The following is a 25578-nucleotide window of genomic DNA, read 5'->3' as shown; positions in this document are numbered from 1 at the left end:
CAGCGCATAGGCGGGGGATTCTGCGTTCAGGCGGCCTTGGACGCCGTCACGCGAGTGGTGCTGAAGATCGCGCGGAGCGTGACCTTCTCGCCATCGGTGAGCGGAGGGAATCCATCGACCAGCACCTTGATCTGACGCCAGTAGTCAGCAGCGCGGGCGTCGCCCGCCAGCTCTGCCGCCTGGAGCATCAAGTCGGCGTACGCGGGCGGGTTACGCGCGGCACTCATGCGGCGCCCTGGGCGAGCGAACGAAGCAGTCGGCCGTATCTCAGCGCAGTCTGACCCCGAGGTGAGCGGAGGTTCTTCTCCCAGCGCCAGACGGTGACGGGTGTGACCTGGACGGCCGAGGCGACGTCACCCGTGGTCAAGTGCGACTTTTCGCGGATCGCGCGGGCATTGCCACTTGCCACGGCATGCCGGACCCACGCGAGTTCCCGCAGTTCATCGGGATTCTGCATGCTCCGATCCTAACCAACACCTTGCCATTATGGCTAGCCACAATCACTCCATCTTTTTGCCAATATGAGTAGCTCGAAGTGGCAAGGTCGTGGCCATGGGCTTTGCCATCTGCGACCATGTCGGCATGGCAAAGCGACAGCGGGACGATGAGGCGGGGCGGATGGCGCTAACCCTTCCGCCGAGCGACTGGAAGTGGGGAGTGACACCCGGATGGCCATCCGGTGACCCTGAGGGCAGCGGAGCCAGGCTGGTCCAGGTCGGACAGCAGCTCCTGCCATCCAAGTTCGTCCTGCGCATCCAGCCGCCCGAGACCGGGAAGGTGGTGGTCATGGTCATGTGTGAGGTCGTGGACGGCGTCGTGACCATCCCAGTCCTGGGGGCCGAAGGAATGGACGCTCCTCGCGCCGCAGATCTGATCCGTAAGGCCCTGCCGCTGAACAAATGGATCGATCTGGCCGTCGGCTACCTGACCGTACAGCTGCTACTCGAACAGGCCCGCCAGATCGGCGACGTAGCCACAGTTAAGAAGATCCTCAACGTGTCAGACGAAGAGGCGGCGAGCACAATCTCCGTACTCTCCAAGGCGCTGCGCGGAGCGCTGATCGACGCATCAGAGGCCGATGCCCAGGCTCTGAAGTCAGACCCCCACTGGACCGCAGCCCTAGATGGCGTTCGAACTCAGTACGACAGCTCTGGGCTAACGCTCCCCGGGAAGACCCCACTTCGGGGTACACCTAGGCGCAACAGCGTGACAAAGGAGCATCTGGCGCGCGTGGCTGCTGCATACCGCGACGCGGTGGCGGGGGGACTCGCTCCCACCAAGGCCGTCGCCGAGCTCTTCGGAGCATCGCACTCGACTGCCGCCCGCTGGGTCGGAATGGCGCGCACACAGGGCTATCTCGGAGCTGCCACACCTGGCCGTCCCGGCGAGGGTCCAGGCGACGATCAGTAGGGACCGCCAGAAGGACCGGCCCGGGACTGCCCGGAGCCGGACCCTATTGGGGGTCCAGCCAAGATGCCTGCGAAACCCACATTGAGATGATCATGGAGGCGTGAGCCGCTGGCGTTCGCCTGCTGCGCTGCGGTGTCGGGTGGGCCGACCGGATCAATATCATCCAAGCGCCGGTCCTGTCCCGGCGGGGGGTTCTGACTCCCCGCCTGATGATCTCCGGTCACGATGCCCGCGCGGGCGATGGGTCGCCCGTGGTCATGTTGGCATCGGGACTGGGTGGGGCGACGGGACATGACGTCGATCGAGCGGACGGCGTATCCGCGGTTCAAGCGGCTGATCACCGCGCGTGAGCTGCATCTGTTCTTCTCGCCGAGCCGCGAGGAGGTGCTGTGGTCCCAGGAGCGGGCGGACAGCGAGGACCATCAGCTGTCGCTTCTGCTGCTGCTCAAGTCCTACCATGCGACAACCCGGCGGTGAAGGTCTCTCACCTCACTCGACTCCATGACGCCTCGTGGCGCACCCACCCGCTACGACAAACGCCGCTACGTCTACCTCGGCACCGCAACGGCAGCAGCCTCGGTCATCTGGCTCCGCATATCATCGTGCTTTCCTGACGTCCCACCGCCGCTCTTGGTGGGCCGGGAGCACCACGTCGGTCCGGGTGGCGGCCCAGACCTGGGATTAGGACAGCGCCGGACGGGCCTGCGGGAATGTCCCGGCGGTTCGTCCGGCGCTGGGGTCGCCTCGTTTCATACCTGCCAGGGGCTCACCGGGGGACGGTTTCGCCCGGCACCGTTACTTCTTCGAAGCGCCACAGCTGGTGGGGGGCACCCTCGTCATCCAGGACGGCCCGGTAGTCGCCGTTACCGGTCGGCTCGAGGCCGACCAGCCTCTTCCCGTCCCCTTGCGGAACGGGGAGGAAGTCGTAGAACTGGGTGCCTTCGCGCTTCCGCGCCTCCCACTGGTTCTGGTCCGTCCTCCCGGCCCCGTGCAGGCTCAACGGAAGTGTCGGCTCCCCGAAGTCCCGGCTCGAGGCGTGGAGGTTGAACCAACTGCGGATGTCCTTGTTGAGGTTGGTCAGGTGCCAGAACTCCTCGCCCCTGGAGTTCTTCCTGTTGTCGATGAACCAGATCTCGCCCCTGTCCCCCATGGGCTTCACCACTCCCAGGACCTGGTCCTTCGTATGGGAGAAGGCGACCTCCTTGCCCTCACCTGTCCACGTGTCGTGCTCCGTCTGCGAACCGTAGGAGACACCCCCGGATCGAGCGGCCAGACACAGCCCGGTGTCCGCATTGATGATGCGGAAGAAGCTGTCGGGAAACCCCTGAACCATTTTTCACACTCCGTGCATGAACTGTCGCGTGACGTGAACAGGGCTAGCGTGACAGACCCCACAGGCGGTCGACGGAAACCCCACGCTGATCTTCTCCGGCGCGCCGCAACCGCTTCCGGCAGGGATACGCGCATGCCCCGCGCCGACCGGTTCGCAGACGCCTCAAAACAGACAACCAGAACAGGCTCGCCACCCCGGCCGCACGGCGGCCGGCCTAGTCCATGATCATCTCAATGTGGGTTTCGCAGGCATCTTGGCTGGACCCCTATTGGACTACCAGACGTCGCTGCGCAAGCGCTCGACCTCTACCGACGCGGGGTCAAAGCCGGGTCCGCGTCGACTCACCTTGAGCACGGTCACCCGAAACTGCAGAGCTTCGAGAACCTGCGTCTTCTGGCCGACCTCCAGCGCGTCCCATCGCTCGCGCGCCCCCGACCCGACGAGGCCGTCGAACACGGTCGGGTCGAAGGCCGGCGTCAGCCGCCGCACCTCAGCCTGCGCCTCGGAGATCTGTTGCCCGAGCGACTGATTGATCCTCAACAGCTGCTCGCGCGTGATCAGGCCGTCCGCATAGTCGTCTGCGGCAACCGCTTGCCTGGCCTTCAGGCCAGCGACCAGCTCCAGGGCGGCCATCGCTGCCGTTTCGTCCGGCTTGAAGATATCGGCCGCGCCGGGGTTGGACAGGAAGGCTACGACGACGTTCTCGACGTGCTTGTCGAGGGCTTCCTTGTTCCGGCCAACGCAGCTCTTCGCGGCCTGGCACACGTAGGTCTCAGCGATCCTTCCACGCTTGCGATTACCGCGCTTGGCCACCCTGAGCCAGCTGCCACACTCACCACATGTGGCGACTTCGGTCCAGGACAGCATGTGCTTCCGCTGCCCTGGGCTGACGCCAGCCGAGGCCCGGTCCGCGAGCAATGTCTCTACCCTGGCGTGTTCTTCGGAAGTAACGAGTGCCGGCCATGCCGCTGGGTACTCGGCGCCGCGGTGGACACGAATGCCGATGTTGGCCTTCCGCAGTGCGATCTTCTTGACGGAGGTACGGCCCCAACGGCTGCCCTCCTCGTCCTGGTTGTGGGCACGGAGTTTGCGTTCCTGGCCGGCGCCAGGAGCAGAAACGTTGCGCTCGTTGAGATCGAGGGTGATGGCGATCAGACTCTCGCCTGCAAGGATCCGGCGGACGATCTCGCGGACGATCGCAGCCTGCTCCAGGTCCTCCACATCGTTGAAACCGATGATCCGGCCACGTTTGTCGTAGTCGTATTCGCGGCGCCAGCCGTAAAGGACGTTGCCGTTCGCCCGGCCTTCTTGGGCCCGTTCCAGGGCCGCGCGCTCGACGCGTTCGCCCTTGACCTCAGACTCAGTGGTGTCGTTTTCGCCAGCTTGGGCAAGCGCTGAACGCTGCGACGCCTTGGTCAGGTCGTAGAAGCCACCGGCCTCGAACGCGACGAACGCGCCGACGCGTCGCAGGTCTTCGATGGCCTGTGCGCGCTCGACGCGATTACGCCACAGTCGGCTTGAGTGGTAGGCGAGTACAACGACCTTCTTGCCCGCTTTGGCAGCGTGAGGGCCAAGTTCGATTGCGGTCGCCATGAGGCGGTCGTAGTCCGGCCGTTCGTCGCCCGAGAGGGCACTCAGGTCGTTGTCGGAGAACTCGGCGTAGAGGTGCCAGTCTTCGGCGTCGCAGTGTGCGCGCAGGTCTTCCCTCTGGCGCTTGACGCCGCGTCGCTGGTCGAGTGGGTCTTCGGAGATGCGGGAGTAGGCGAGGGCGAGGACCTTGCTTTCCGGGAGCGGGAACTGAGGGATCGTCATGGTTGACATGTTACCTCTGCAAGCCCTTTACTGTTCCCAGGCGGCATCGGCAACACCCAGAAGGACCCGGCACGTTTCGCCAGCCTCTTCCGCGACGTCAAGGAGAAGATCTTCGACGCTCTCCCGGACGAGGCCTGGGTCTACCCCGGCCACGGCAACGACACCACCCTCGGCACCGAACGCCCCCAGCTCGACGAGTGGCGCGAACGCGGCTGGTGACGGCCGAGCCCCCGGCCGTACCCGGCCTGGCGGCCGCCGAACGGCTGGGGGCCGAGACAGCCCTTCAGGGGGAGGGGTCAGGCCGACATGGGCCGGGGCCGGGGCCGGCTAGACCTTCGCCTCCGAGGGGCTTTCCTGCACCGCCCTGCGGGAGGCGATCAGGCTGGTGGTCGTGGTGATGGCCAGCACCACGACGATGAAGCCCAGTGAGAACGGGATGCCGATCTCCGGGACGTGGACGCCGGCCTCGTGCAGCGCGTGCAGCACCAGCTTCACGCCGATGAAGCCGAGGATCACCGACAGGCCGTACGAGAGGTGGACCAGCTTCTTCAGCAGACCGCCGATCAGGAAGTACAGCTGGCGCAGGCCCATCAGGGCGAAGGCATTGGCGGTGAAGACGATGTACGGGTCCTGGGTGAGACCGAAGATCGCCGGGATCGAGTCGAGCGCGAACAGCACATCGGTGGTGCCGATGGCCAGCATCACGATCAGCATCGGCGTCATCAGCCGCTTGCCGTTCTCGCGGACGAACAGCCTGGTGCCGTGGTACTTGTCGGTGGACGGGAAGCGCTGCTCGATCGACTTGAGCAGGCGGTTCTCCTCGAACTCCTCCTCCTCGCCGGCCCTGGCCTCCTTGACCAGCTTCCAGGCCGTCCAGATCAGGAAGGCGCCGAAGATGAAGAAGACCCAGGAGAAGGTCGTCACCAGGGCGGCGCCCCCGGCGATGAAGACCGCCCGCAGGACGAGCGCGATGATCACGCCGACCATCAGCACGCGCTGCTGGTAGATCCTCGGAACCGCGAACTTGCCCATGATCAGAATGAACACGAACAGGTTGTCCACGCTGAGCGACTTCTCGGTGATGTATCCGGCGAAGAACTCGCCGGCCGGTTGCGAACCGGAGTGCCACCACAGGAAACCGCCGAACAGAACGGCCAGCACGACCCAGACCACGGTCCAGGCTCCGGCCTCCTTGACCGACACCTCGTGCGGCTTGCGGCCGCCGATGAAGAAATCGGCCACGATCAGGGCGATCAGCACACCGATGGTGCCGATCCAAAGACCCACGGATACGTCCACTAGCTGCTCCTCCGGCAGGTAGGCGAGTCAGACACGTCACTGCCGGAGGTCTCTTCCGCCCGTGTGCCCCCACACGAGAACACACGAACCAGCGCCCCGGGGCGCGCCGCTGGAAACAGGCACGCCCGTGATGACGGGACAACTGCGGGGGAATACTCCCCTCCGCTCCCATCAACACTAACAGAACTTCCAAGAGAGAGTAAAGAAGGTAAAGAACTCCTCGATCAGGGTTCGGCTGCGACTTGATCGCTACTGGATCGCAGCTCTACGGATACGGTGCGCTACGGATACGGCGCTCTACAGATACGGCTCGATCGCGGGCAGCAGATCCTGGAAGGTCCGCGATTTGGCCGGGGCGCCGATGGCCTGCATGCCCCAGCCGCCGGGCTCACGGAAGACCTTGGCCATGATCTGGCCGGTGTGCGGACCGCCCCCGGTGAGCTCGTAGCGGGCCAGCTCCAGACCGGTGGTCTCGTCCACCAAGCGGCAGTGGGCGTTCTGCACCTCGGCGAAGGTCTGCCCGGTGTACGAGCTGACGGTGAAGACGATCTGGGTGATGTGCGCCGGGACATGCGTCAGATCCACCAGGATCGACTCGTCGTCGCCGCCCGCGCCCTCGCCGCCGACCAGGTTGTCCCCGGTGTGGCGGACCGAGCCGTCGTTGCTGGTCAGGTGCTGGAAGAAGACCACGTCCGCCGGGGTCTTCTCGGCGTAGAGCAGGGCCGAGGCATCCAGGTCGATCTCACGCTTGCGCAGGCCGAACAGCCCGCGCCTGGGCGCCGCCGCCCAACCCAGGCCCATCCGGACCACGCTCAGCGACTCGCCCGAGCCCTTCTGCAGGCTGACCCGTTGGCCCTTTGCCAGATTCACCGACACGGCAACTGTCCTCTCTCTCCTCAGCCCGGCGGACAGGTAGCCCGCAGCGGCTGCACGGCGGATCACCCCGTTGCCGTCCCCCGGCTGAGGCCCCCAAGGTGTGCGTCTCCCCCCCGCCGATGCCGACGCCTGTGCAGGCCCCGCACCTGCGAGGGAGTACCCGCAGACCAGCCTAGGGCCTGCGGGCACACAGCTGTCGATGGCCTACCCGCTCACGGCGCCGGCGAGACCCCGACGCCCCGGCGGACTCAGGCCATACCTGCCTCGCGCATCTGACGCAGCTCCTTCTTCAGCTCACCGATCTCGTCCCGCAGGCGGGCCGCGACCTCGAACTGCAGCTCGGCGGCGGCCGCGTGCATCCGATCCGTCAACTGCTGGATCAGATCGGCCAGTTCGGCGGCCGGGAGGCTCTTGGCCGGCTTGCGGTCGGCGCCGAGCGCCGGAACGGGCGCACCCTTGCCCTTGCCGCTGCCGCGGTAACCGGTGGCGAGCAGCTCCTCGGTGTCCAGGTCCTCCCGGGCCAGGGTGTCCAGGATGTCGCCGATCTTCTTGCGCAGCGGCTGCGGATCAATGCCGTTGGCGGTGTTGTACGCCTGCTGGACGGCCCGGCGACGGTTGGTCTCCTCGATCGCCAGTTCCATCGAGGGGGTGATCCGGTCGGCGTACATGTGCACCTGGCCGGAGACGTTACGGGCGGCGCGGCCGATGGTCTGGATGAGCGATGTGCCGGAGCGCAGGAAGCCCTCCTTGTCCGCATCCAGGATCGCCACCAGCGAGACCTCGGGCAGGTCGAGGCCCTCGCGGAGCAGGTTGATGCCGACCAGCACGTCGTACCTGCCCGCCCTCAGCTCGCGCAGCAACTCCACCCGGCGCAGGGTGTCGACGTCGCTGTGCAGGTACCTGACCCTGATGTCGAGGCCGAGCATGTAGTCGGTCAAGTCCTCGGCCATCTTCTTGGTGAGGGTGGTGACCAGGACGCGCTCGTCCTTCTCGACCCGGGTGCGCACCTCGTGCACCAGGTCGTCGATCTGCCCCTCCGTCGGCTTGACGATCACCTCGGGGTCGATCAGGCCGGTCGGACGGATGATCTGCTGCACCTGACCGTCGCCGCGCGAGAGTTCGTACTTGCCGGGGGTGGCGGAGAGGTAGACCGTCTGCCCGATGCGGCCCAGGAACTCCTCCCACTTCAGCGGGCGGTTGTCCATCGCCGAGGGCAGCCGGAAGCCGTGCTCGACCAGGGTGCGCTTGCGGGAGGCATCGCCCTCGTACATCGCGCCGATCTGAGGGACCGTCACATGTGACTCGTCGATCACCAGGAGGAAGTCCTCCGGGAAGTAGTCGAGCAGCGTGTTGGGGGCGGTGCCCGGCGCGCGGCCGTCGAAGTGCATCGAGTAGTTCTCCACACCCGAGCAGGTGCCGATCTGGCGGAGCATCTCGATGTCGTAGGTGGTGCGCATGCGCAGGCGCTGGGCCTCCAGCAGCTTGCCCTGCTTCTCCAGGGTGGCCAGGCGCTCCTCGAGCTCCTGCTCGATACCGGTGATCGCGCGCTCCATCCGCTCCGGGCCCGCCACGTAGTGCGAGGCGGGGAAGACGTAGACGGAGTCGTCCTGGCTGATGATCTCGCCGGTGAGCGGGTGCAGGGTGTAGAGCGCCTCGATCTCGTCGCCGAACATCTCGATCCGGACGGCGAGTTCCTCGTAGACCGGGAAGATCTCGACGGTGTCTCCCCTGACCCGGAAGGTGCCCCGGGTGAAGGCGACGTCGTTGCGCGTGTACTGGATGTCCACGAAGCGGCGCAGCAGCGCGTCCCGGTCGATCTCCTCGCCGACCTTGAGGGGGACCATCCGGTCCACGTACTCCTGCGGGGTACCGAGGCCGTAGATGCAGGAGACGGAGGCGACCACGATCACATCGCGCCGTGTCAGCAGCGAGTTGGTGGCCGAGTGGCGCAGCCGCTCGACCTCCTCGTTGATCGAGGAGTCCTTCTCGATGTAGGTGTCCGTCTGCGGGACGTACGCCTCGGGCTGGTAGTAGTCGTAGTACGAGACGAAGTACTCGACCGCGTTGTTGGGGAGCAGCTCACGGAACTCGTTGGCCAGCTGGGCGGCCAGAGTCTTGTTCGGCGCCATCACCAGGGTGGGCCGCTGGAGCTTCTCGATCATCCAGGCGGTGGTCGCCGACTTGCCCGTGCCGGTGGCACCGAGCAGGACGACGTCCTTCTCACCCGCGCGGATGCGGCGCTCCAGCTCGGCGATGGCCGCCGGCTGGTCGCCGCTTGGCTGGTAGGGGCTGACGACCTCGAAGGGCGCCACTGTCCGCTCGATACTCGTGATGGGTCGCACGAGTCCACCGTACGACCCGCCACTGACAATCAAGACCGACCCCACCCGCTCAACGGGGTCGGCCCACCTCCGGGCGCCCCGAGCCGGCGGCGAAGCCGTACTCCCGGTCCCGTTCGGCCGGCGCGGACACCGCGAGCATCAGCACCTCGGCGAACACCTCGGTGCCGCCGTCGGAGAGATACGGCTCCCGGGCGCCCGCGCTGAAACGATTGCTCACCGGGCGCCGGGCACCTTGCCGCTGTCGCGGGCCAGGGCGACCAGGCGGGAGATGGCGCGCAGGTACTTCTTGCGGTAGCCGCCGCGCAGCATCTCCCCGGTGAAGACCTGGTCGAAGGGGAGGCCGGAGGCGGTGATGGGGAGTTCGCGGTCGTACATGCGGTCGGCGAGGACGACCAGGCGAAGCGCGGTGGACTGGTCGTCGACCTGGTGGACGCCGCGCAGGAAGACGGCCTGGACGTCGTCCAGCAGGGCGCCGTATCGGCTGGGGTGGACGGCCTTGAGGTGCTCCAGCAGGGCGTCGAAGTCGTCCAGCGAGGCGCCCCGGGTGCGCTCGGCCCGCTCGGTGACCAGCGCGTCGCTGTACGGCGGCGGGGCCTCGGGCAGGCCGCGGTGGCGGTAGTCCTGGCCGTCGATGCGCAGCGGGCGGAAGTGCGCCGACAGCCCCTGGATCTCGCGCAGGAAGTCGGCGGCGGCGAAGCGGCCCTCGCCGAGCTTGTCGGGCAGGGTGTTGGAGGTCGCGGCGAGCTTGACCCCGTTCTCGACCAGGCGGCTGAGCAGGGTGGAGACCAGCACGGTGTCGCCCGGGTCGTCCAGCTCGAACTCGTCGATGCACAGCAGCCGGTGGCTGGAGAGGGTCTCGACGGCGCCCTTGAAGGTGAGCGCGCCGACCAGGTTGGTCAGCTCGACGAAGGTGCCGAAGGCCTTGGGGCCCGGAGTGGCGTGCCAGAGCGAGGCGAGCAGGTGGGTCTTGCCGACGCCGTAGCCGCCGTCGAGGTAGATCCCGGCAGGGCCGCTGGGCGGGGGGGCGGAGCGCCGGAACCAGCCGCGCCTGGGCGCGGCGGTGCCGCTGTTGAGCGAAGTGGCGAACTGCTCCAGCACCTGGACGGCCTCGTACTGGCTGGGCTGGGAGCTGTCCGGCAGATAGCTGCCGAAACTGACGTCGGCGAAGCGCGGCGGCGGCACCATCTCGGCGACCAGCCGCTCGGCGGGCACGACCGGCCGGCGATCGGTGAGGGCGACCGGGCCGGGGGCGGCTATCGCGTCGGCGGTCGCCGGGGCGGTTGCGGTGTCGGGATGCGAGGCAGCGGGCACGTCAGTAAAGGGTACGCGCCCCCGTGGAAGACTCGGTCACATGCATCAACTGATCAGCCCGCTCGGCCGGCTCCAGGAGGACGTCCACTCACTGGAGGCGCTGGCCGCCGTGTACGCGTACCCCGAGCAAGTGAGGCACGGCCGCCCCTGGCTGCGCGCCAACATGGTGGCCGGGCTGGACGGCGGCGCCCGACTGGAAGGCCTGTCCGAGGGCCTGTCCGGGGACGCCGACAAGCGGATCTTCGGCGTGCTGCGGGCGCTCTCGGACGTCGTTCTGGTCGGCGCCGAGACGGTCAGGGCCGAGGGCTACCGTCCGGCCCGGGCGCGGGCGGAGTTCGCGGCGGCCCGCAGGGCGGCCGGCCAGGCCCCGGCCCCGGCGATCGCGATCGTGTCCCGGAGTCTGAAGCTGGACCTGGCGGCACCGCTGTTCACCGAGCCCGTGGTGCGGACGGTGGTGATCACCACCGAGGACTCCCCCGCCGAGGCGCGCCGGGCGGTGGCGAGGGTCGCGGACGTGATCGTCGCGGGCGAGGGCTCGGTCGATGTGACCAGGGCGGTCGCCGCGCTCGCCGAGCGTGGCTGGACCCGGCAGTTGACCGAGGGCGGCCCCCGGCTGCTCGGTGAGCTCACGGTGGCCGGCCTGCTGGACGAGCTCTGCCTCTCACTGGCCCCCCTGATCACCGGCGGCGACGCGCCAAGGATCGTCCAGGGTGGGCAAATGCCTGACGTGCAGCGGATGCTGTTGGTGTCACTGATCGAGCAGAAAGGTTTCCTCTTCACCCGCTATCTGCGCCCGGCCGACCCGACGCCCCCGCCCGTCCATGGCTAGGCTCTGCCCGGCCGAGCCCGGTGACCCCTGGCACGTGGCCCATGTGGCGCGTGTGCAGCGTGAGGAAAGCATCCTCCGGGCACTATGGGAGGGGACACCGGCCCCGGGGCCCTGCAACTGCGAAGGGACTCACGTGTTCAAGACCGTACTGATGATCGAAAAGGCGCTCTCCGACGCCGATGTGGAGCTGGTCACCACACTCCACGGCGACGAGCAGGTCTCCTTCACCGTCCTGATGCAGCCCCGCGGCAAGCAGGACGAGCTGCTGCGCGCCCTCGACGACGTGGCCCTCGGCCACCTCGACAAGGCGGTGCACGAGCACGACGAGTCCGAGGAGACCCCCACCGTCGCCGGTGAGTCCCTGGAGCACAGCCTGCGCCACCTGCAGGCCGCCGGAGCCGAGGCGACCGGCGAGGTGGTCGAGCACAACCCGCTGGAGCGGCTGCGCGAGGTGGTCGAGCAGATCAGCGCCGACGAGGTGCTGGTGCTGACCTCCCCGCACTTCGTCGAGGAGTTCTTCCACCGCGACTGGGCCTCCCAGGCCAGACACAAGGTCGGCGTCCCGGTGCTCAAGCTGTTCGCCAGCGACTCCTGAAGCACCCTGTCCCGGTAGTGCAGAATCGTCCTTGCGGAACGACCGCAAGGACGATTCGTTTTCCCGCTATGCCCGCCGACCCCAGATCCGTACGGAGCACGCCTTGAACGACGCCGCGCACGACCTGCACGCCCCGCACTTCATCGGCATCGGCGGCGCCGGGATGTCCGGGCTGGCGAAGATCCTCGCGGTCCGCGGCGCCCAGGTCTCCGGCAGCGACGCCAAGGAGTCCGAGACCGTCCTGGCGCTGCGCGCACTCGGCGCGCAGGTCCACGTCGGCCACGCCGCCGAGCACGTCCCGGCCGGTACCAGCAGCGTGGTGATCTCCAGCGCGATCCGCACCGACAACCCGGAGCTCGCCGCCGCCCGTGAGCGGGGCATCCCGGTCGTGCACCGCTCCGACGCGCTGGCCGCGCTGATGGGCGGCCGCCGGGCGCTCGCCGTCGCCGGTACGCACGGCAAGACCACCACCACCAGCATGCTCGCCGTCAGCCTCGCCGAACTGGGTCTCGAACCCTCGTACGCGATCGGCGGCGACCTGGACGCGCCCGGCTCCAACGCCCACCACGGCAGCGGCGACATCTTCGTGGCCGAGGCGGACGAGAGCGACCGCAGCTTCCACAAGTACGCGCCCGAGGTCGCGATCATCCTCAACGTGGAGCTGGACCACCACGCCAACTACGCCTCGATGGACGAGATCTACGAGTCCTTCGAGACCTTCGTCGGCAGGATCGTCCCCGGCGGCACCCTGGTGATCTCCGCCGACCACGCCGGCGCCCGTGAGCTGACCGAGCGGGTCCGCGGCCGGGACGGGCTGAACATCGTCACCGTCGGCTCCGCCGAGGACGCCGACGTCCGGGTGCTCTCGGTGGCCCCGCGCGGGATGACCAGCGAGGTCACCGTGGAGCTGGACGGCGCCGAGCTGACCTTCACCGTCTCCGTCCCCGGCCGCCACTACGCGCACAACGCCGTCGCGGCGCTGGCCGCAGGCGGCGCGCTGGGCATCCCCGCCGCCGACCTGGCCAAGGCCATCGGCAGCTACACCGGCGTCCGGCGCCGTCTCCAGCTCAAGGGCGAGGCGTCCGGGGTCCAGGTGATCGACTCCTACGCCCACCACCCGACCGAGATGACCGCCGACCTGGAGGCGATCCGCGAGGCCGCCACCGGGCGGGTACTGGTGGTCTTCCAGCCGCACCTGTTCAGCCGGACCCAGCAGCTCGCCGAGGAGATGGGCCAGGCCCTGGCGCTGGCCGACGCCTCGGTGGTGCTCGACATCTACCCGGCCCGCGAGGACCCGATCCCCGGCATCACCAGCGAGCTGATCATCGACGCGGCCCGCCGTGCCGGTGCCGAGGTCCACGCCGAGCACGTCTTCGGCGACGCCCCCGCGCTGCTGGCCTCCCTGGCGCAGCCGGGCGACCTGCTGCTCACCATGGGTGCGGGCGACGTCACCAACCTCGGCCCCGAAATCCTTTCGTGCCTCACGAGCGTTGCAACCGTCGCCTGAACACCCACAAGGAGGCCGCGATGAGCTACGAGATCGAGAAGCCCGACGCCGAGTGGCGCGAGCAGCTCAGCCCCGAGGAGTACCAGGTACTCCGCCAGGGCGGCACCGAACCGGCCTTCGTCGGTGAGTACACCGACACCAGGACGGTGGGCGTGTACAGCTGCCGGGCCTGCGGCGCCGAGCTGTTCAGCAGCGAGACCAAGTTCGACAGCCACTGCGGCTGGCCCTCGTACTACGCGCCGCTGGCCGAGGACCGGGTGCAGTACCTGGCCGACGACTCGTTCGGCATGCGCCGGGTCGAGGTCCGCTGCGCACGCTGCGGCGGTCACCTCGGGCACGTCTTCGAGGGCGAGGGCTACGGCACGCCGACCGACCAGCGCTACTGCATCAACAGCATCTCGCTGACGCTCAAGCCCAAGGAGTAGGCGGGGCATCTCCAGGGGCCCGGTGAGTGTGCGGCACACTCACCGGGCCCGGCTGAACGTGGTCGCCTTCCGATTGCGCGCGGTTCCCCTCGGGCCCCGGGGGGGTGCAACGTGTCCGCCCGGCTGTGCCGTCGTGCCAAACTGATCATCACTCAGGACGGGCTAGAGGGGATCAAGGTGGCACGGCGACGCAGCTCCGGAGTACTGGCCATGCTGGCCGAGGCGCAGCGTGAGCAGCACCGGCAGCAGGAAGCACAGCGCCGGGCCGCGGTGACCGCGCAGCGGCAGTACGAGCGGGAGCAGCGCGAGGCTCAACGGGCGGCCGCGCAGGGGCAGAAGGAGGCCCTGCGGGCGTACCAGCAGGGCCGGGAGGCCGACGCCGCCCGGCGTACCGTCGAGCTGGAGGAGCGGGTGGCCGAGCTGCGCGGGGTGCTGGCGCGGGGGCTCGGCGGGCCGTCCTTCGTGCTGGCCGATCTCCAGCGCCCGGCACCGGTGCCGCCGTTCGACCCGGGCCCGCTCGGCGTCCCGGTCGCGATGCCCGACCAGTCCTGGTACCTGGTGCCCCCGCTGACGGGCATGCAGGCGATGAATCCGGCCCTGCGGCGGCAGTACGACGAGCAGGCCGCCCAGGCCCGCGCCCGCTTCGAGCACGACTGGCACGCCGCGCAGGCCGCCGACCGGCAGCGGCTGCACCAACTCGCCCAGTACCGGGCCCAGTACGACGCCTGGGCCGCCGAACGGCACCGGGCCGCGGCCGGGCACGCCGAGCAGGCCGGCAGGCTCGCGGCCGAGCTGCGCGCAGGCTCGGCGACGGCGGTCGCCGAGTTCTTCGACACCGCGCTGGGCTGGCGCGAGGACTGGCCGGAGGGCTTCCCGCAGGACTCGGTCACCGTCTGGGACCAGGGTGCACGGCAGTTGGTGGTGGAGTGGCAGCTGCCCGGCTTCGAGATCGTCCCGCAGGTCTCGCGCTACCGCTACGTGAAGTCCACCGACCAGGAGTCCGAGGTGGCCAGGACGGCCACGGACCGCAAGGCGATCTACCGCGAGGTGCTCGCCCAGTGCGCGCTGCGGGTACTCGCCGAGCTCTTCCTCGCCGACGCCGAGGGGTACCTCGACTCGGTCGTGTTCAACGGCTTTGTCGAGGCCGTTGATCCGGCCACCGGGCGGGAGGAACAGCGCTACCTGGTCTCGGTGGCGGTCGAGCGGGCGGTGTTCGGCGCCGTCGCGCTCGACCGGGTGGAGCCGGTCAGCTGCCTGCTGGACGGGCTGCACGGACGTCTCTCGGCCCGGCCGGAGAAGCTGGAGCCGGTACGCACCGAGCGGCTGGCCGAGGAGGTCGGCACCGGCGGCCCTCTCGCCGCCGGAGACGACGACCCCGACCTCTTCGAGATGGACCCGCTGGACTTCGAGAAGCTGATCGCCGAGCTGTTCCGGCGGCTCGGCTACCAGACCCGCACCACCGAGCGCAGCGGGGACGACGGCGTGGACGTCATCGCCGAGAACCCGGACCCGGTCACCGGCGGCCTGTTCGTGATCCAGGCCAAGCGCTACCGCAAGACGGTGAGCCCGACGGCCGTCCGCGACCTCGACGCGACCATGGCCCACTTCGGCGCCAACAAGGGCATCCTGGTCACCACCTCGGGCTTCGGGCCCGGCTCCCGGCGGTGGGTGGAGGGCAAGCCGCTGACGCTGATCGACGGTCCGATGCTGGTGCAGCTGCTGAAGGCGCAGGGCCTCCCCGGGCGACTGGGCGCCGCCGTCCCCACCGCGCCGACTGAATCCGCCGCCCCGGCTGCCCCCACCGCTCCGACGGCGGCGGTTCCCGCCCAGCGGGCGCCGGTCCGGCCGACGCCGGTGGAGCTCTCGCCCGGCGCCAACGCGGTCCTTCCGGCCGCCGAACTGGCCGAGCTGTCCGTACGGTTCGGCTCGGCCGGGGCCGAGGCCGACCTCACCCTGCTGCTGCTCACCGCCGACGGGGTGGTCCGCGGCGACGAGGACTTCGTCTTCTACCACCAGCCCAGCGCCGGGGGCGGCGCCGTGACGCTGCACCCCAAGCAGCGTACGGGCGACGACGGTGTCACCGAGAGCGCCGTCGTCCGACCGCTCGCCCTTCCGGCAGCGGTCCATCGAATCGCCGTCTCGGTGAACATGGACACCGACTCGGGTGCGACCTGCGGCGAGCTGCGCAAGGCCGCACTGGAGGTACGCGGCGCCGCCGGGGCGGCCTGGTCCTTCCGTCCGCCTGCCGACCCCGCGGTCTCCGCAATGCTGGTGGCCGAGCTGTACCGCCACCGTGCGGGCACGTCCGACGAGGTCTGGAAGCTCCGCGCCGTCGGCCAGGGCTGGTCGGACGGCCTCGCCGGCCTGGCCCGCGCCCACGGCGTGGACGTCTCCTGAACCGAATGTCGAAATATCGACACGGTTACTCAATTTGCTTTTATCACGGTGGAGTTGAGGTAAAGTCCAGGGTCGCCAAACCCCTCGCCGACCGCACTGCGCGCTGCTAACTTGACTACATGTCAGCGACATTGGAGCGCCTGGCCTGCCCTGCCTGCGGGGCAATCAACCAGACCGACGACATGAACTGCGCCAGCTGTGGCACACAGCTGGCCACCGAGTACGACGTGACCAGGTACCTGTGCTGCGCCGTGCAGCTGGACAGCGCACTGGCCCGGAAAGCCGTCGACGAGATCGTCGAGGAGCCCAGGCGGGCGATCGCCTCGTCACCCGGCGTCGACCTCTCCTGCGTCCTCGCGTACGCACTCGACGCCCAGCGTCGGCACCTGGCCCGTGACCTGGTGCTGGCAGTGCTGACGGTACTGATCCTGTTCACCCTCGCCGACGGGCTCGACGTGGTGATGCTGTGGATCCTGCTCGCCTGGGGCGTGGTCACCGCCGAGCTGTACGTCGCGCACTACCGGGTGATCGTGCCCCGGCTCAGGCGGGGATCGTTCCGGCCCGAGGAGGCACCGCGGCCCGACAGCACCTGGCAGCGGGATCGGCTGAAGGCCGCGGCGCAGCAGGACCACGGGAACCTCACGGTCTTCCGGGACTACGCACCGTTCGCAGGCTACGGCCGTCACCTGGACGCCTGGTCGTTCGCCCTGCGGACCGACGAGGCCAAGGAGGGCGCCGACGAGGTCCTGCCCTTCGACATCCACGACCTCTACACCCACGTCGGCGAGGCGGTGAAGCGCCTGAACCTGCCCGGCGTCCGGGTGGCGGACCGGCTGTTCGTCAACGGCACCGATCTGCGCCTGGGGCTCGCCGACCGGACGCGCGCCGTCATCCTTCCGCACACGGACCGCCCGCCGACCGCCGAAGCCTCAGCCGCTCTGATCAGGAACCTCCGCGAGGACGCCACCGAACGGGCCCGCCCCTACCTCACCGTGCAGGTGTCGGGGTGGAACGGGGATCTGGTCTCCACCCTGTTCCTGCGGTTCGCCCTGATGCCCGGCCACGACGTGCTCTTCGTCGAGGGCAGCACCACCCTGCTGACCCCGGTCCTGGCACGCTACCGGGCCGTGGACACCATGCCCGACCTGTCGACCGCCGACCAGTACCGCGCGCTCGTCGCACAGGGCCTCGCCAGGCTGCCCGGGCTGCTGGTCAAGTCCGTCCCGGCGCTGTTCACAGCGGCTCGTCGACCGCTTCGGCGCAGCGGCAAGGAGCGCGCCCAGCTGCGTGCGATCAGGCAGCGCTCGTTCAACTACGGTGCTCCGCCGAGCATCCGGGAGGCGGCGGCCGACCCGAAATACCACCGGTACTTCCAGCGGATCGACCGCGAGATGTACACCAAGGTGGTCGAGCGCCGGGTGCTGGACTCGCTGATCGAGTTCCTGGAGGCGCACGACATCGACAGTTCGGATCTGCGCGACCGGCAGGCTGCCATCTACAACAACGGCATCTTCGTCGGGGACAACTCCAATGTCAGTGTCAACGACTCCGCCCTGGCGATCGGCCGGAACGCGGTCGGCCGGGTGTTCAAGCAGACCGACGGAGGGTGACGGCAGATGGGGAACAGCATCCACACCGGTGGCGGCGACCTGACCATCAAGCAGAGCGCCGTCGCGCTCGGCGACGGAGCCTCCGCCTCGATCGGGTCCGCACCCGCGCCCGAGGACACCGTGGCAGCGCTCCGCGCCTCGCTGGCGGAGCTCGTCGAGCAGGTCCGGGCCGCCGCCGGCCAGCTGGCGGACCCGCAGGACGCGGTCGAGACCGCCGACCGGGTCGAGACCGAACTCGCCGCCCCCGAACCGAAGTGGCGCCGGATCTGGCAGTTGCTGCGCTACCTGGGGCCCGGCGTGGCCTCACTGACCACACTGGCGACCAATGTCCAGACGCTGGAGACCGCGGTGGAGGCGATCCTGCCGAACTGAGACCCAGCCCGCCGTTCCGCCCGGTCGGCACCGAGCCGACCGGGCAGTTCCCCACCGTGCCGTGCCGCGAACCGGAGGACGGTCAGGCCGACAGCTCCCGGATGTACTTCCACTCGCTCGCACAACGCTCGTAGCCGAGCCAGGAGTTGATGGCCAGCATCGGGGCGTTGGTGGCGTCGTTGTTGGTGTAGGCGTCCGTGAAACCCGCCGCGCGGGCGCGGTGGAGGGAGTGGGTCTTGGCGAGTTTGGCCAGGCCGCGGCCGCGGTACTCCGCGCTGGTGGTGGTGAAGGCGGACCAGTAGCGGTGGGCACCGTCGGAGTGGACCGCCGAGAAGGCGGCCGGTCGGCCGTCCAGCACGGCGACGGCGGTGAGTTCGCGGTCGAGGTCCGGTCGGCCCCAGACCTCGGTGAGCCAGTCCTGGTAGTCCTGGTCACCCGCGTCCAGGTCGCCCGGCTCGTCGCGGGTGCCCGCGATGTCCACCAGGTAGATCGGGTACGGGTCGTCCTCGTAGTCGGCGGCCGTGCGCAGTCCGACGCCCACCGGCAGCTCGGGGACGGACGGCAGCTCGGCGCTGAGGTCGAGATGGGCGAAGTGCGCGGAGCGCCCCGCCTGGTAGCCGCGGTTGGCGGCGAAGTCGCGGGCGGAGGGCTCGTCGTCGACCCAGGAGTGGACCCGGCTCACCCCGTGCGCCGCGAGGTGCTCCTCGGCGGCCGCGAGCAGAGCGCTGCCCGCGCCCCGGCCCCGGCACTCGGGCAGCACGCTGAGGTTGGCGCCGCCCTGCCCCTTGGTGCCGGCATCCGCGTGGACCGTGCAGCGGGCGGTACCGACCACCCTGCCGTCCAGTTCGGCGACGAGCAGCCGGTAGTGCTGGGCGGGCGCGGCCCTGGCGGTGAGCCAGCGGACGACCTCGGGGGTCATCAGCAGGTGCGGGCGGCCGGCGCTGTACACGGCGGAGGCCGCCTCGGCGTCGGCGGGGCCGAAGTCACGTATCGTCAGAGTCATATGGGGCCGACAGTAGCGGCCGAGGCGGCTCCGCGCCCCTGGTTTCCGGCGGGCTCAGGCGGGCTTCGACAGGCCTGGGAAACCTCAAGTTCAGCTCTGACTTTGCCGGGTACGGGTTGGCAGCGGGCCGACCGGGATAGACCCTCAGCTACGAGACGCGAGAGCGCGACGACGCCCTCTCCCCCGGTCCGGCAGCACGCAGTCCCATCGTTCCTTCCCCCCGACGCTGTTCGGCGAGCCCTCCGAAGGGGGCAGATCCCTATGACGTCTGTTGCAGGCACCCCTACCAGTTCCCTGCCCCGGCTGGGAGTCGGTATCGGCTGGCGGTCCGAGATCGACACCGTGGTCGAGCGGCTTCCCGGCCTGGACTGGGTCGAGGTGGTCGCCGAGAACCTGTGCACCGACCACCTGCGCGCCGGGGAGCTGCCCGAGTCCCTGCGGGTACTGCGGGAGCGGGGGGTGACCGTGGTCCCGCACGGGGTGGCGCTCGGCCTCGGCGGGGCCGAACTCCCGGATCCCGAGCGCCTGTCGCGGCTGGCCACGGCGGCCCGGGCCCTGGACGCGCCGCTGGTCACCGAGCATCTGGCCTTCGTCCGGGCCGGCGGTACGGAGGCCGGTCACCTGCTGCCGGTGCCACGCTCACGGGACTCGCTGCGGGTGATCGCGGAGAACGTCCGGATCGCCCAGCAGGAGCTTCCCGTACCGCTGGCGCTGGAGAACATAGCCGCCCATCTCGCCTGGCCCGAGGACGAGTTGACGGAGGGAGAGTTCCTGGCCGAGCTGGTCGAGCGGACCGGTGTCCGGCTCCTGGTCGACGTCGCCAATCTTCATACCAACCGGGTCAACCTGGGCCTGGACATCGCCGCCGAACTCGACCGGCTGCCGCTGGAGGCGATCGCCTATGTGCACGTGGCCGGCGGAGTCGAGGTGGACGGGGTCTGGCACGACACCCACGCCCACCCGGTGACCAAGCCCGTGCTGGACGTCCTGGCCCAGCTCTGCGAGCGGGCCGTACCGCCCGGAGTACTACTGGAACGCGACGACCGCTACCCGCCGCCCGCCGAGCTGGCGGGTGAGCTGGATGCGATCCGCGCGGTGGTGGAAGGGTCGCTGGAACATGTCTGAGCACTTCGAATATCTCGTCCGGGCAGGCGATCCGGAGCTGGTGGTGGCCCGCGCGGGGCTGGCCCGGCGTCAGGCCGAGCTGCTGACGGCGCTGGTCGCAGGCGGCCCGGTGCCCGAGGGCTTCGACCAGGAGCAGGTCCGGATCCAGGCCCGCGGCCTGCTCGCCAAGCGACGCGACACGGTGGCCCGGGTGGCCCCCGAGATCCCCCGGCTCCTCGGCGCCGACTACGGCCTGCTGTTCGGCAGGTACGCGCGGCAGGGCCCGGCCGTCGGGGGCTACCGCGCGGACGCACGGGCCTTCGCCGAGTGGGCGGTGGACTGGGCCGCCGTCGGCGCACCGGACGCACCCTGGCGGATCGCCCTGGACCGCTGGCTGCGGCCGGCCGAACCGCCCCGCCGCCGCTGGCGCCGCTTCCACGGCTGACCGGGCGGCCGGCTCCGTCCAGGGCGCGCGCGCCGCAAGCGGCGCACCACCCGACCCGCCCAGGTCGGAACACCACTCACGGCCCGCCGCAGTCGGCCGGGCAGCACACCGCTCCCGCCCCGTGCGAGCGTCGAGCGGCCTGGTGGTTCAACTCACCTATGGGGGAACTGACATGTGGTACACCGAGCTAGGCATCGCCACAGCCCTGGTGTTGGGCGCGGGCCTGTGGACTTCCGTCTCACGGCAGCGGATGCACCGGGTGCCGTCCTTGCAGGGCCTGCCGGGGCACGGCCTGCCGCTGCCCGACACCGCCTTCCTGGCGGGCGGCCCGGCCCGAGCGGCCGAGGTGGTGATCGTACGGATGCAGCAGGAGGGGCGGTTGATCGTCTCCCGGGACGGGACGGCCACGGTGACCGACCCGCAGCCGCGCGATCCGGCCGAGGCCGTCCTGATCGAGGCCGCCGGGCCCGGCGGGCAGTGCGAACTGGCCCTGCTCCGCACGGCGGTGATGCGCAGCCCGGAGATCCAGCGGATCGGGGACCACCTGGCCGAGCGCGGTCTGATGCGGCGGCCCGAGCTGTACCGCAGCGCCGTGCGGGCGCGGCGGCTGCTCCAGCTGGCGCTGCTGGCCGCGCTGGCGCTGGGCGTGGTGGCGTCCATCTCCTGGATGTCCCGGCCGTGGTGGGAGCAGGACACCAGTACGCCGCCGTTCTTCCCCTTCCTCGCACTGCTGCTGGTCGGGGCGGCTTGGTCGAGGTCGGCCCGACCCGGCAGGAGCCGGGTCACCCCGGCCGGGGTCCGGCAGCTCAGCCTGATGAAGCAGGGCTCCTCGGCGTGGCTGCCGTACGTCGGGGTCGGCGCGGCCACTGCGCTGGTGCTGGGCGAGGTGGCACTGGAGGGTGTGGAGGCGCTGGAGGACGAGGACCTGCGGGAGGCACTGTCGGACAGGACCCGGTCGGCGGTCGGCGGCTCCTCGGACGGCTACGGCTCCGGGTTCGGCTCCGATGCGGGCGCGGCGGCGGTGGCCTGGTGCTCGTCCTCCTCGCCGGACGGCGGGTCGGGTGGTTCGCACGGCGGCTCCCACGGCGGGTCGTCCTGTGGGTCGTCGAGCGGTTGCGGGTCCTCGGGCCACAGCTGCGGAGGCTCGGGGCACAGCTGTTCGTCCAGCAGTTGCTCCTCGGGGAGCAGCTGCGGATCCGGCTGCGGTGGTTCGTAAGCCGCTCGCCGGTCACGGTTCGGTATCACGAATCGGTAAATCACTGGCCCGAACGCGCAGTCAGGTCTAGAACAAGGCCCATGTGGTTGCTCTTCCTGATCCCGGCCTGCCTGACTGCCGCGCTCTCCTGTCTCCGGCTGGTCAGGGTCGCAGCCACCGCGGACTCGCTGGCCGACACCGGGCCGGTCCGGCCGACCGCCGCCGCCGGCGTCGGCCTGTACGAGACAGCCCACCTGGCCGGGGGCCCGGCACGGGTGGTCGATCTGGCACTGGTGCTGATGGCCGCCCAGGGCCGGCTGCACCTCGCACACACCGGCTGGACCAGCGTGGTGGACCCGCAGGGCCGCGACCGCCTGGAGCGGGCGGTGATCGAGAGCATCGGCCCGGAGGGCCAGTGCCGCACCGTCGAACTGCGCGAGGAGCTGATCGACCACCCGACCGTGCTGGAGATCGGCGAACGGCTCGCGCTGGCCGGTCTTGCCACCCCGTCGATCATCCAGGAGGCCACCTCGGTGGCGGTCCGCCAGGTGCGGCAGGCGCTGCTGCTCAGTGTGGTCCTGCTGGCTGCGACCCTGACCCTGACCGCGCCGGGCAGCGGCGACATGGGGGCGGCCATCGCCTGGTTCGCGCTGCCGCTGGTGCTCACCAGCGGCACCCTGCTGATGGCCCGGGTGGATGTGCACCCCTACACCCGCTGGGCGACGGCCGCCGGGCAGCAGGTGCTGCGTGCGGTGCAGGTGGCGGGGGACGGCGCTCCGGTGGGCGACACCGAGCAGGAGCTGCTGACCGCCGTCGCCATGGTCGGACCCGCCGCGCTGCCGGACGCCCGGCTGCGCGCGGCCCTGCGCAACTAGCCTGCGGCGCATCCGCGTACTGCGTCAGCCATTCGCCCTTGAGGGGCGCGAGGCCCTCCTTGACCAACCAGGTGCGCGAACAACCGTGCGCCTCCGAAGAGCGCTGGTCGCACGCACGCAGTTGATCAAGCAGAGCCCCCGCAGCCCCGGACGGTGCATGGTCACCGTCGACGGAGAGACCGGTCGCTCAGACCAGACCGTTGAGCAGCTCCGCGACCGGCTTGCGGCGGCCCGTGTAGAACGGGACCTCCTCGCGGACGTGCAGCCGGGCGCGGGAGGGGCGCAGGTCACGCATCAGGTCCACGATCCGGTGCAGCTCGTCCGCCTCGAAGGCGAGCAGCCACTCGTAGTCGCCGAGGGCGAACGAGGCCACCGTGTTGGCCCGCACGTCCGGGTAGCCACGGGCCATCCTGCCGTGCTCGGCCAGCATCGCGCGACGCTCCTCGTCGGGCAGCAGGTACCACTCGTAGGAGCGCACGAACGGGTAGACGCAGACGTACTCGCGGGCGTGCTCGTCGGCGAGGAACGCCGGGATGTGCGACTTGTTGAACTCCGCCGGGCGGTGCAGCGCCATGTTGGACCAGACCGGCTCCAGGGCGCGGCCGAAGCCGGTGCGGCGGAAGCGGTTGTACGCCTCCTGCAGGTTGTCCGAGTCCCCGGAGTGCCACCAGATCATCACATCGGCGTCGGCGCGCAGACCGGAAACGTCATAGGTGCCGCGCACCGTGACGTCCTTCGCGGCCAGCTGCTCGAAGAGCTCCTCGACCTCGGCCGCCAGCGCGGCGCGGTCCTCGGGCAGGTCGCCCTTGAGCTTGAACACCGACCACATGGTGTACCGGATGACCTTGTTCAGGTCGCGGGCCTTCTTCTTCTCGGGCTGCTGTTCAGTGGACTCAGTCATGCGCCCATTGTCCCTTCCCTGACGTGTGCGCCGAGCGCCGGGGTCAACACCTCGTTGACGGCCCGGCGGGCACTGGCGATACAGGCCGGAATCCCCACCCCGTCGTACGCGGCGCCGCAGACCGCGAGCGAGCCGACCCGCGCCACCTGCTCGCGGATCCGCTGCACCCGCTCCAGGTGGCCCACCGGATACTGCGGCAGCCCGCTGCGCCAGCGGGTTACCGCCGTGTCGTACGGCCGGGCCCGCAGGCCGACGGCCTCGCCGAGGTCGGCCAGCGAACGGGCGACCAGCTCCTCGTCGGGCAGGTCGAGGACCTTCTCCTCGCGGTAGCGGCCCAGCGAGGTCCGCAGCACGAAGGTGTCGGGCGCGGAACGGGCCAGCCAGCCCCACTTGTTGGACGAGAAGGTGGACGCCTTGATCGCCCGGCCGTCGGACGGCGGGACCAGAAAGCCGCTGCCACTCAGCGGCTCGGTCAGGTCGGCGCGACGGAAGGCCAGGGTGACCAGGGCCATGCCCGCGTACTCGACCGCGCGCAGCTCTGCCGCCGCGCCGGGCGCCTCGGTGTCCAGCAGCCGGGCCGCCTGCGGGGTGGGAACGGCAAGCACCACCGCGTCGGCGTACAGGGTCTCGCCCCCGGTGACGACCCGCCAGCCCTCGGGGGTGCGGCGCAGCTCCTCCACCGGACTGTCGGTGCGCAGATCGGCGCCGGCCTTGCGGCAGGCGTCCGCGACCGCCTCGGGGAGAGTGCCGATACCGCCCTCGATCCCCTGGAAGACCGGCCCGGTGCTCTTGGCCCGCCCGGCCAGCTCGTGCACCCCTTCGAGCAGCGAACCGCCGCCCTGGGCCACCGGCAGCAGGGCGGGGACGGCGGCGCGCAGCGAGATCTCGTCGGCGTGCCCGGCGTAGACGCCGCCGAGCAGCGGCTCCACCAGCCGGTCCACCACCTCGCGGCCGAGCCTGGCGGCGACGTACTCGCCGATCGAGATGTCCGTCCCGACCGGCGCGGTGGCCATCTCGTGCCGGACCCGGTCGAGCCCCGCCTCGGAGAGCACCCCGGAGGCGGCCAGCGCATCGAGGTCGCCGGGAACGCCCATCACCTGTCCGCCGGGCAGCGGGCGCAGCGCACTCCTGGTCCAGATCGCCGCCTTGGCCGTGCTCGGCGGCTCAAGCGCCCCTGCGAGACCGACCTGCCGGGCCAGCTCCACCGCCTCCGGCCGCCTGGCGAGCATCGACTCGGCCCCAAGGTCCACCCGTACGCCGCCGACCTCACCCGCCAGCAGCTTCCCGCCGAGGCGCCCCGACGCCTCCAGCAGTGTGACCCGCGCATCCGCACCGGCCAGGTACGCCGCCGTCAGCCCGGCGATGCCGCCACCGATCACCACGACATGAGGTTCAACCATGCTCGCAGTCTCGCAGAGCTCACACCGGAGCCCTCAATCGGTGCGTCAGCGCATACCGACGATGCCGTCGAGGTCGAGCTTCACCGGGAAGGGGACGGGACGCGCGAACGAGCCTCGGAGGATTCCGGCGGGGGCGTACGCCGAAGCGACCTCTTCAAGCTCGAAGACATGAATGACAGGAAGGCCGTCCTCCTCTTCGATGTGCCAGTAATGCGGAATGCCGGCCTCGGCGTACTTCCGCACCTTGACCGTCCGGTCCCGGTGCGCAGGCTCCGGGGAGACCACCTCGACCACCAAGGCCACCTCGGACGGGGCGAACCAGGTCCTGTCGGGATCGAATGGGACTGTGGCCACGAGCAGATCGGGCTCCGGGCGGTTGCGCTCGTCCAGCCGGATACTCATCTCTCGGCCGACTCGCATGCCTTCTGGGGCCTGCGCCCTTAGAGGGTGTTCGATACCGATTTAGGCTGCCGCGAGGGGTCTCGGTCGGAGGTATTGCCCGACTTTGTCGGGGCTGGCGGTCAGGCGAGTGGTCAT

General features: G+C 70.0%; 23 protein-coding genes and 3 pseudogenes. 13 read left to right on the top strand and 13 right to left on the bottom strand.

Annotated elements, in window-relative coordinates:
- Positions 1-26: 26 nt before the first annotated feature.
- Both P3T39_RS14265 and P3T39_RS14260 read right to left on the bottom strand, forming a co-directional pair.
- The gene (locus P3T39_RS14265) at positions 27-227 is read right to left on the bottom strand and encodes a hypothetical protein (protein ID WP_280697920.1); all 201 of its coding nucleotides are present in this window, start codon (positions 225-227) and stop codon (positions 27-29) included.
- Complete coding sequence (locus P3T39_RS14260; protein WP_280697919.1) at positions 224-457, bottom strand: helix-turn-helix transcriptional regulator; 234 nt, start codon at positions 455-457, stop codon at positions 224-226. Before P3T39_RS14260 ends, P3T39_RS14265 begins: the two co-directional genes overlap by 4 nt.
- A 95-nt stretch (positions 458-552) precedes the next feature.
- Between P3T39_RS14260 and P3T39_RS14255 the strand changes: the two genes are divergently transcribed.
- Both P3T39_RS14255 and P3T39_RS14250 read left to right on the top strand, forming a co-directional pair.
- The gene (locus P3T39_RS14255) at positions 553-1410 is read left to right on the top strand and encodes a hypothetical protein (RefSeq protein WP_280697918.1); all 858 of its coding nucleotides are present in this window, start codon (positions 553-555) and stop codon (positions 1408-1410) included.
- A 291-nt stretch (positions 1411-1701) separates the two neighbouring features.
- Positions 1702-1887 carry a DUF4158 domain-containing protein gene (locus tag P3T39_RS14250; RefSeq protein ID WP_280697917.1) on the top strand — a complete coding sequence of 62 codons (186 nt, stop codon included), beginning with the start codon at positions 1702-1704 and terminating at the stop codon, positions 1885-1887.
- A gap of 289 nt (positions 1888-2176) precedes the next feature.
- Here the strand turns inward: P3T39_RS14250 and P3T39_RS14245 are convergent, their stop codons facing one another.
- Both P3T39_RS14245 and P3T39_RS14240 read right to left on the bottom strand, forming a co-directional pair.
- On the bottom strand, positions 2177-2743 hold the full coding sequence (locus tag P3T39_RS14245; protein ID WP_280697916.1) for a hypothetical protein: 567 nt from the start codon (positions 2741-2743) through the stop codon (positions 2177-2179).
- A gap of 273 nt (positions 2744-3016) precedes the next feature.
- Positions 3017-4555: a recombinase family protein gene (locus P3T39_RS14240; protein WP_280697915.1), complete on the bottom strand. Its 1539-nt coding sequence runs from the start codon at positions 4553-4555 to the stop codon at positions 3017-3019.
- Between the two features lie 30 nt (positions 4556-4585).
- On the opposite strand from P3T39_RS14240, the pseudogene P3T39_RS14235 reads away from it, so the two are divergent.
- A pseudogene (locus tag P3T39_RS14235) lies at positions 4586-4774 on the top strand (MBL fold metallo-hydrolase); the annotation flags it as partial.
- 108 nt (positions 4775-4882) lie between these two features.
- Here P3T39_RS14235 and P3T39_RS14230 read toward each other — a convergent pair.
- The 5 genes from P3T39_RS14230 to zapE all read right to left on the bottom strand — a co-directional run bounded on the left by P3T39_RS14230 (position 4883) and on the right by zapE (position 10329).
- The gene (locus P3T39_RS14230) at positions 4883-5854 is read right to left on the bottom strand and encodes a TerC family protein (protein ID WP_280697914.1); all 972 of its coding nucleotides are present in this window, start codon (positions 5852-5854) and stop codon (positions 4883-4885) included.
- A gap of 297 nt (positions 5855-6151) precedes the next feature.
- A complete protein-coding gene (locus P3T39_RS14225) occupies positions 6152-6730 on the bottom strand; it encodes a TerD family protein (RefSeq protein ID WP_280697913.1) in 579 nt (192 codons plus the stop codon).
- 248 nt (positions 6731-6978) lie between these two features.
- Positions 6979-9072 (bottom strand): excinuclease ABC subunit UvrB, encoded by a 2094-nt coding sequence (gene uvrB / locus P3T39_RS14220; RefSeq protein ID WP_280697912.1) that lies wholly within the window; start codon positions 9070-9072, stop codon positions 6979-6981.
- Between the two features lie 49 nt (positions 9073-9121).
- Positions 9122-9289: a hypothetical protein gene (locus tag P3T39_RS14215; protein WP_280697911.1), complete on the bottom strand. Its 168-nt coding sequence runs from the start codon at positions 9287-9289 to the stop codon at positions 9122-9124.
- Complete coding sequence (gene zapE / locus P3T39_RS14210) at positions 9286-10329, bottom strand: cell division protein ZapE (RefSeq protein WP_280698104.1); 1044 nt, start codon at positions 10327-10329, stop codon at positions 9286-9288. Before zapE ends, P3T39_RS14215 begins: the two co-directional genes overlap by 4 nt.
- A gap of 94 nt (positions 10330-10423) precedes the next feature.
- Here zapE and P3T39_RS14205 point away from each other — a divergent pair, with 94 nt between their 5' ends.
- The 7 genes from P3T39_RS14205 (at position 10424) to P3T39_RS14175 (ending at position 18118) form a co-directional block, all read left to right on the top strand.
- The gene (locus tag P3T39_RS14205) at positions 10424-11212 is read left to right on the top strand and encodes a pyrimidine reductase family protein (protein WP_280697909.1); all 789 of its coding nucleotides are present in this window, start codon (positions 10424-10426) and stop codon (positions 11210-11212) included.
- A gap of 133 nt (positions 11213-11345) precedes the next feature.
- The gene (locus P3T39_RS14200; RefSeq protein ID WP_280697908.1) at positions 11346-11807 is read left to right on the top strand and encodes an indole-3-glycerol phosphate synthase; all 462 of its coding nucleotides are present in this window, start codon (positions 11346-11348) and stop codon (positions 11805-11807) included.
- A gap of 103 nt (positions 11808-11910) precedes the next feature.
- On the top strand, positions 11911-13314 hold the full coding sequence (gene murC / locus P3T39_RS14195; protein ID WP_280697906.1) for a UDP-N-acetylmuramate--L-alanine ligase: 1404 nt from the start codon (positions 11911-11913) through the stop codon (positions 13312-13314).
- Positions 13315-13334: 20 nt separating this feature from the next.
- Positions 13335-13739 carry a peptide-methionine (R)-S-oxide reductase MsrB gene (gene msrB / locus P3T39_RS14190; protein ID WP_280697905.1) on the top strand — a complete coding sequence of 135 codons (405 nt, stop codon included), beginning with the start codon at positions 13335-13337 and terminating at the stop codon, positions 13737-13739.
- A 177-nt stretch (positions 13740-13916) separates the two neighbouring features.
- Positions 13917-16136, top strand: a complete 2220-nt coding sequence (locus tag P3T39_RS14185; protein ID WP_280697904.1) for a restriction endonuclease — start codon at positions 13917-13919, stop codon at positions 16134-16136.
- Positions 16137-16255: 119 nt separating this feature from the next.
- Positions 16256-17746: a zinc ribbon domain-containing protein gene (locus P3T39_RS14180; protein ID WP_280697903.1), complete on the top strand. Its 1491-nt coding sequence runs from the start codon at positions 16256-16258 to the stop codon at positions 17744-17746.
- Positions 17747-17752: 6 nt separating this feature from the next.
- Positions 17753-18118, top strand: a complete 366-nt coding sequence (locus P3T39_RS14175) for a hypothetical protein (RefSeq protein WP_280697902.1) — start codon at positions 17753-17755, stop codon at positions 18116-18118.
- Positions 18119-18200: 82 nt separating this feature from the next.
- Here P3T39_RS14175 and P3T39_RS14170 read toward each other — a convergent pair whose 3' ends face one another.
- On the bottom strand, positions 18201-19121 hold the full coding sequence (locus P3T39_RS14170; protein WP_280697901.1) for a GNAT family N-acetyltransferase: 921 nt from the start codon (positions 19119-19121) through the stop codon (positions 18201-18203).
- 261 nt (positions 19122-19382) lie between these two features.
- Here P3T39_RS14170 and P3T39_RS14165 point away from each other — a divergent pair.
- The 3 genes and pseudogenes from P3T39_RS14165 to P3T39_RS14155 all read left to right on the top strand — a co-directional run.
- A pseudogene (locus tag P3T39_RS14165) lies at positions 19383-20466 on the top strand (DUF692 domain-containing protein); the annotation flags it as partial.
- A gap of 376 nt (positions 20467-20842) precedes the next feature.
- Entirely contained in the window at positions 20843-21886 is a 1044-nt protein-coding gene (locus tag P3T39_RS14160; RefSeq protein ID WP_280697900.1) for a TIGR04222 domain-containing membrane protein, read from the top strand.
- Positions 21887-21966: 80 nt separating this feature from the next.
- Positions 21967-22740, top strand: coding sequence for a TIGR04222 domain-containing membrane protein (locus tag P3T39_RS14155; protein WP_280697899.1), 774 nt, complete (start codon positions 21967-21969; stop codon positions 22738-22740).
- Positions 22741-22927: 187 nt separating this feature from the next.
- On the opposite strand, the gene hemQ is transcribed toward P3T39_RS14155, so the two are convergent.
- The 3 genes and pseudogenes from hemQ to P3T39_RS14140 all read right to left on the bottom strand — a co-directional run.
- Complete coding sequence (hemQ, locus tag P3T39_RS14150) at positions 22928-23641, bottom strand: hydrogen peroxide-dependent heme synthase (RefSeq protein WP_280697898.1); 714 nt, start codon at positions 23639-23641, stop codon at positions 22928-22930.
- Entirely contained in the window at positions 23638-25041 is a 1404-nt protein-coding gene (gene hemG / locus P3T39_RS14145; RefSeq protein WP_280697897.1) for a protoporphyrinogen oxidase, read from the bottom strand. Before hemG ends, hemQ begins: the two co-directional genes overlap by 4 nt.
- 45 nt (positions 25042-25086) lie before the next feature.
- Positions 25087-25476 (bottom strand): annotated as a pseudogene (locus P3T39_RS14140) (Uma2 family endonuclease); the annotation flags it as partial.
- Positions 25477-25578 lie beyond the last annotated feature (102 nt).

Origin of the sequence: Kitasatospora sp. GP82 (assembly GCF_029892105.1) — a bacterium.
In the GTDB taxonomy this organism is placed as follows: Bacteria; Actinomycetota; Actinomycetes; order Streptomycetales; family Streptomycetaceae; genus Kitasatospora.
The sequence above is the reverse complement of the archived record's forward strand: the minus strand, read 5'-3'. Positions and strand labels throughout refer to the sequence as shown.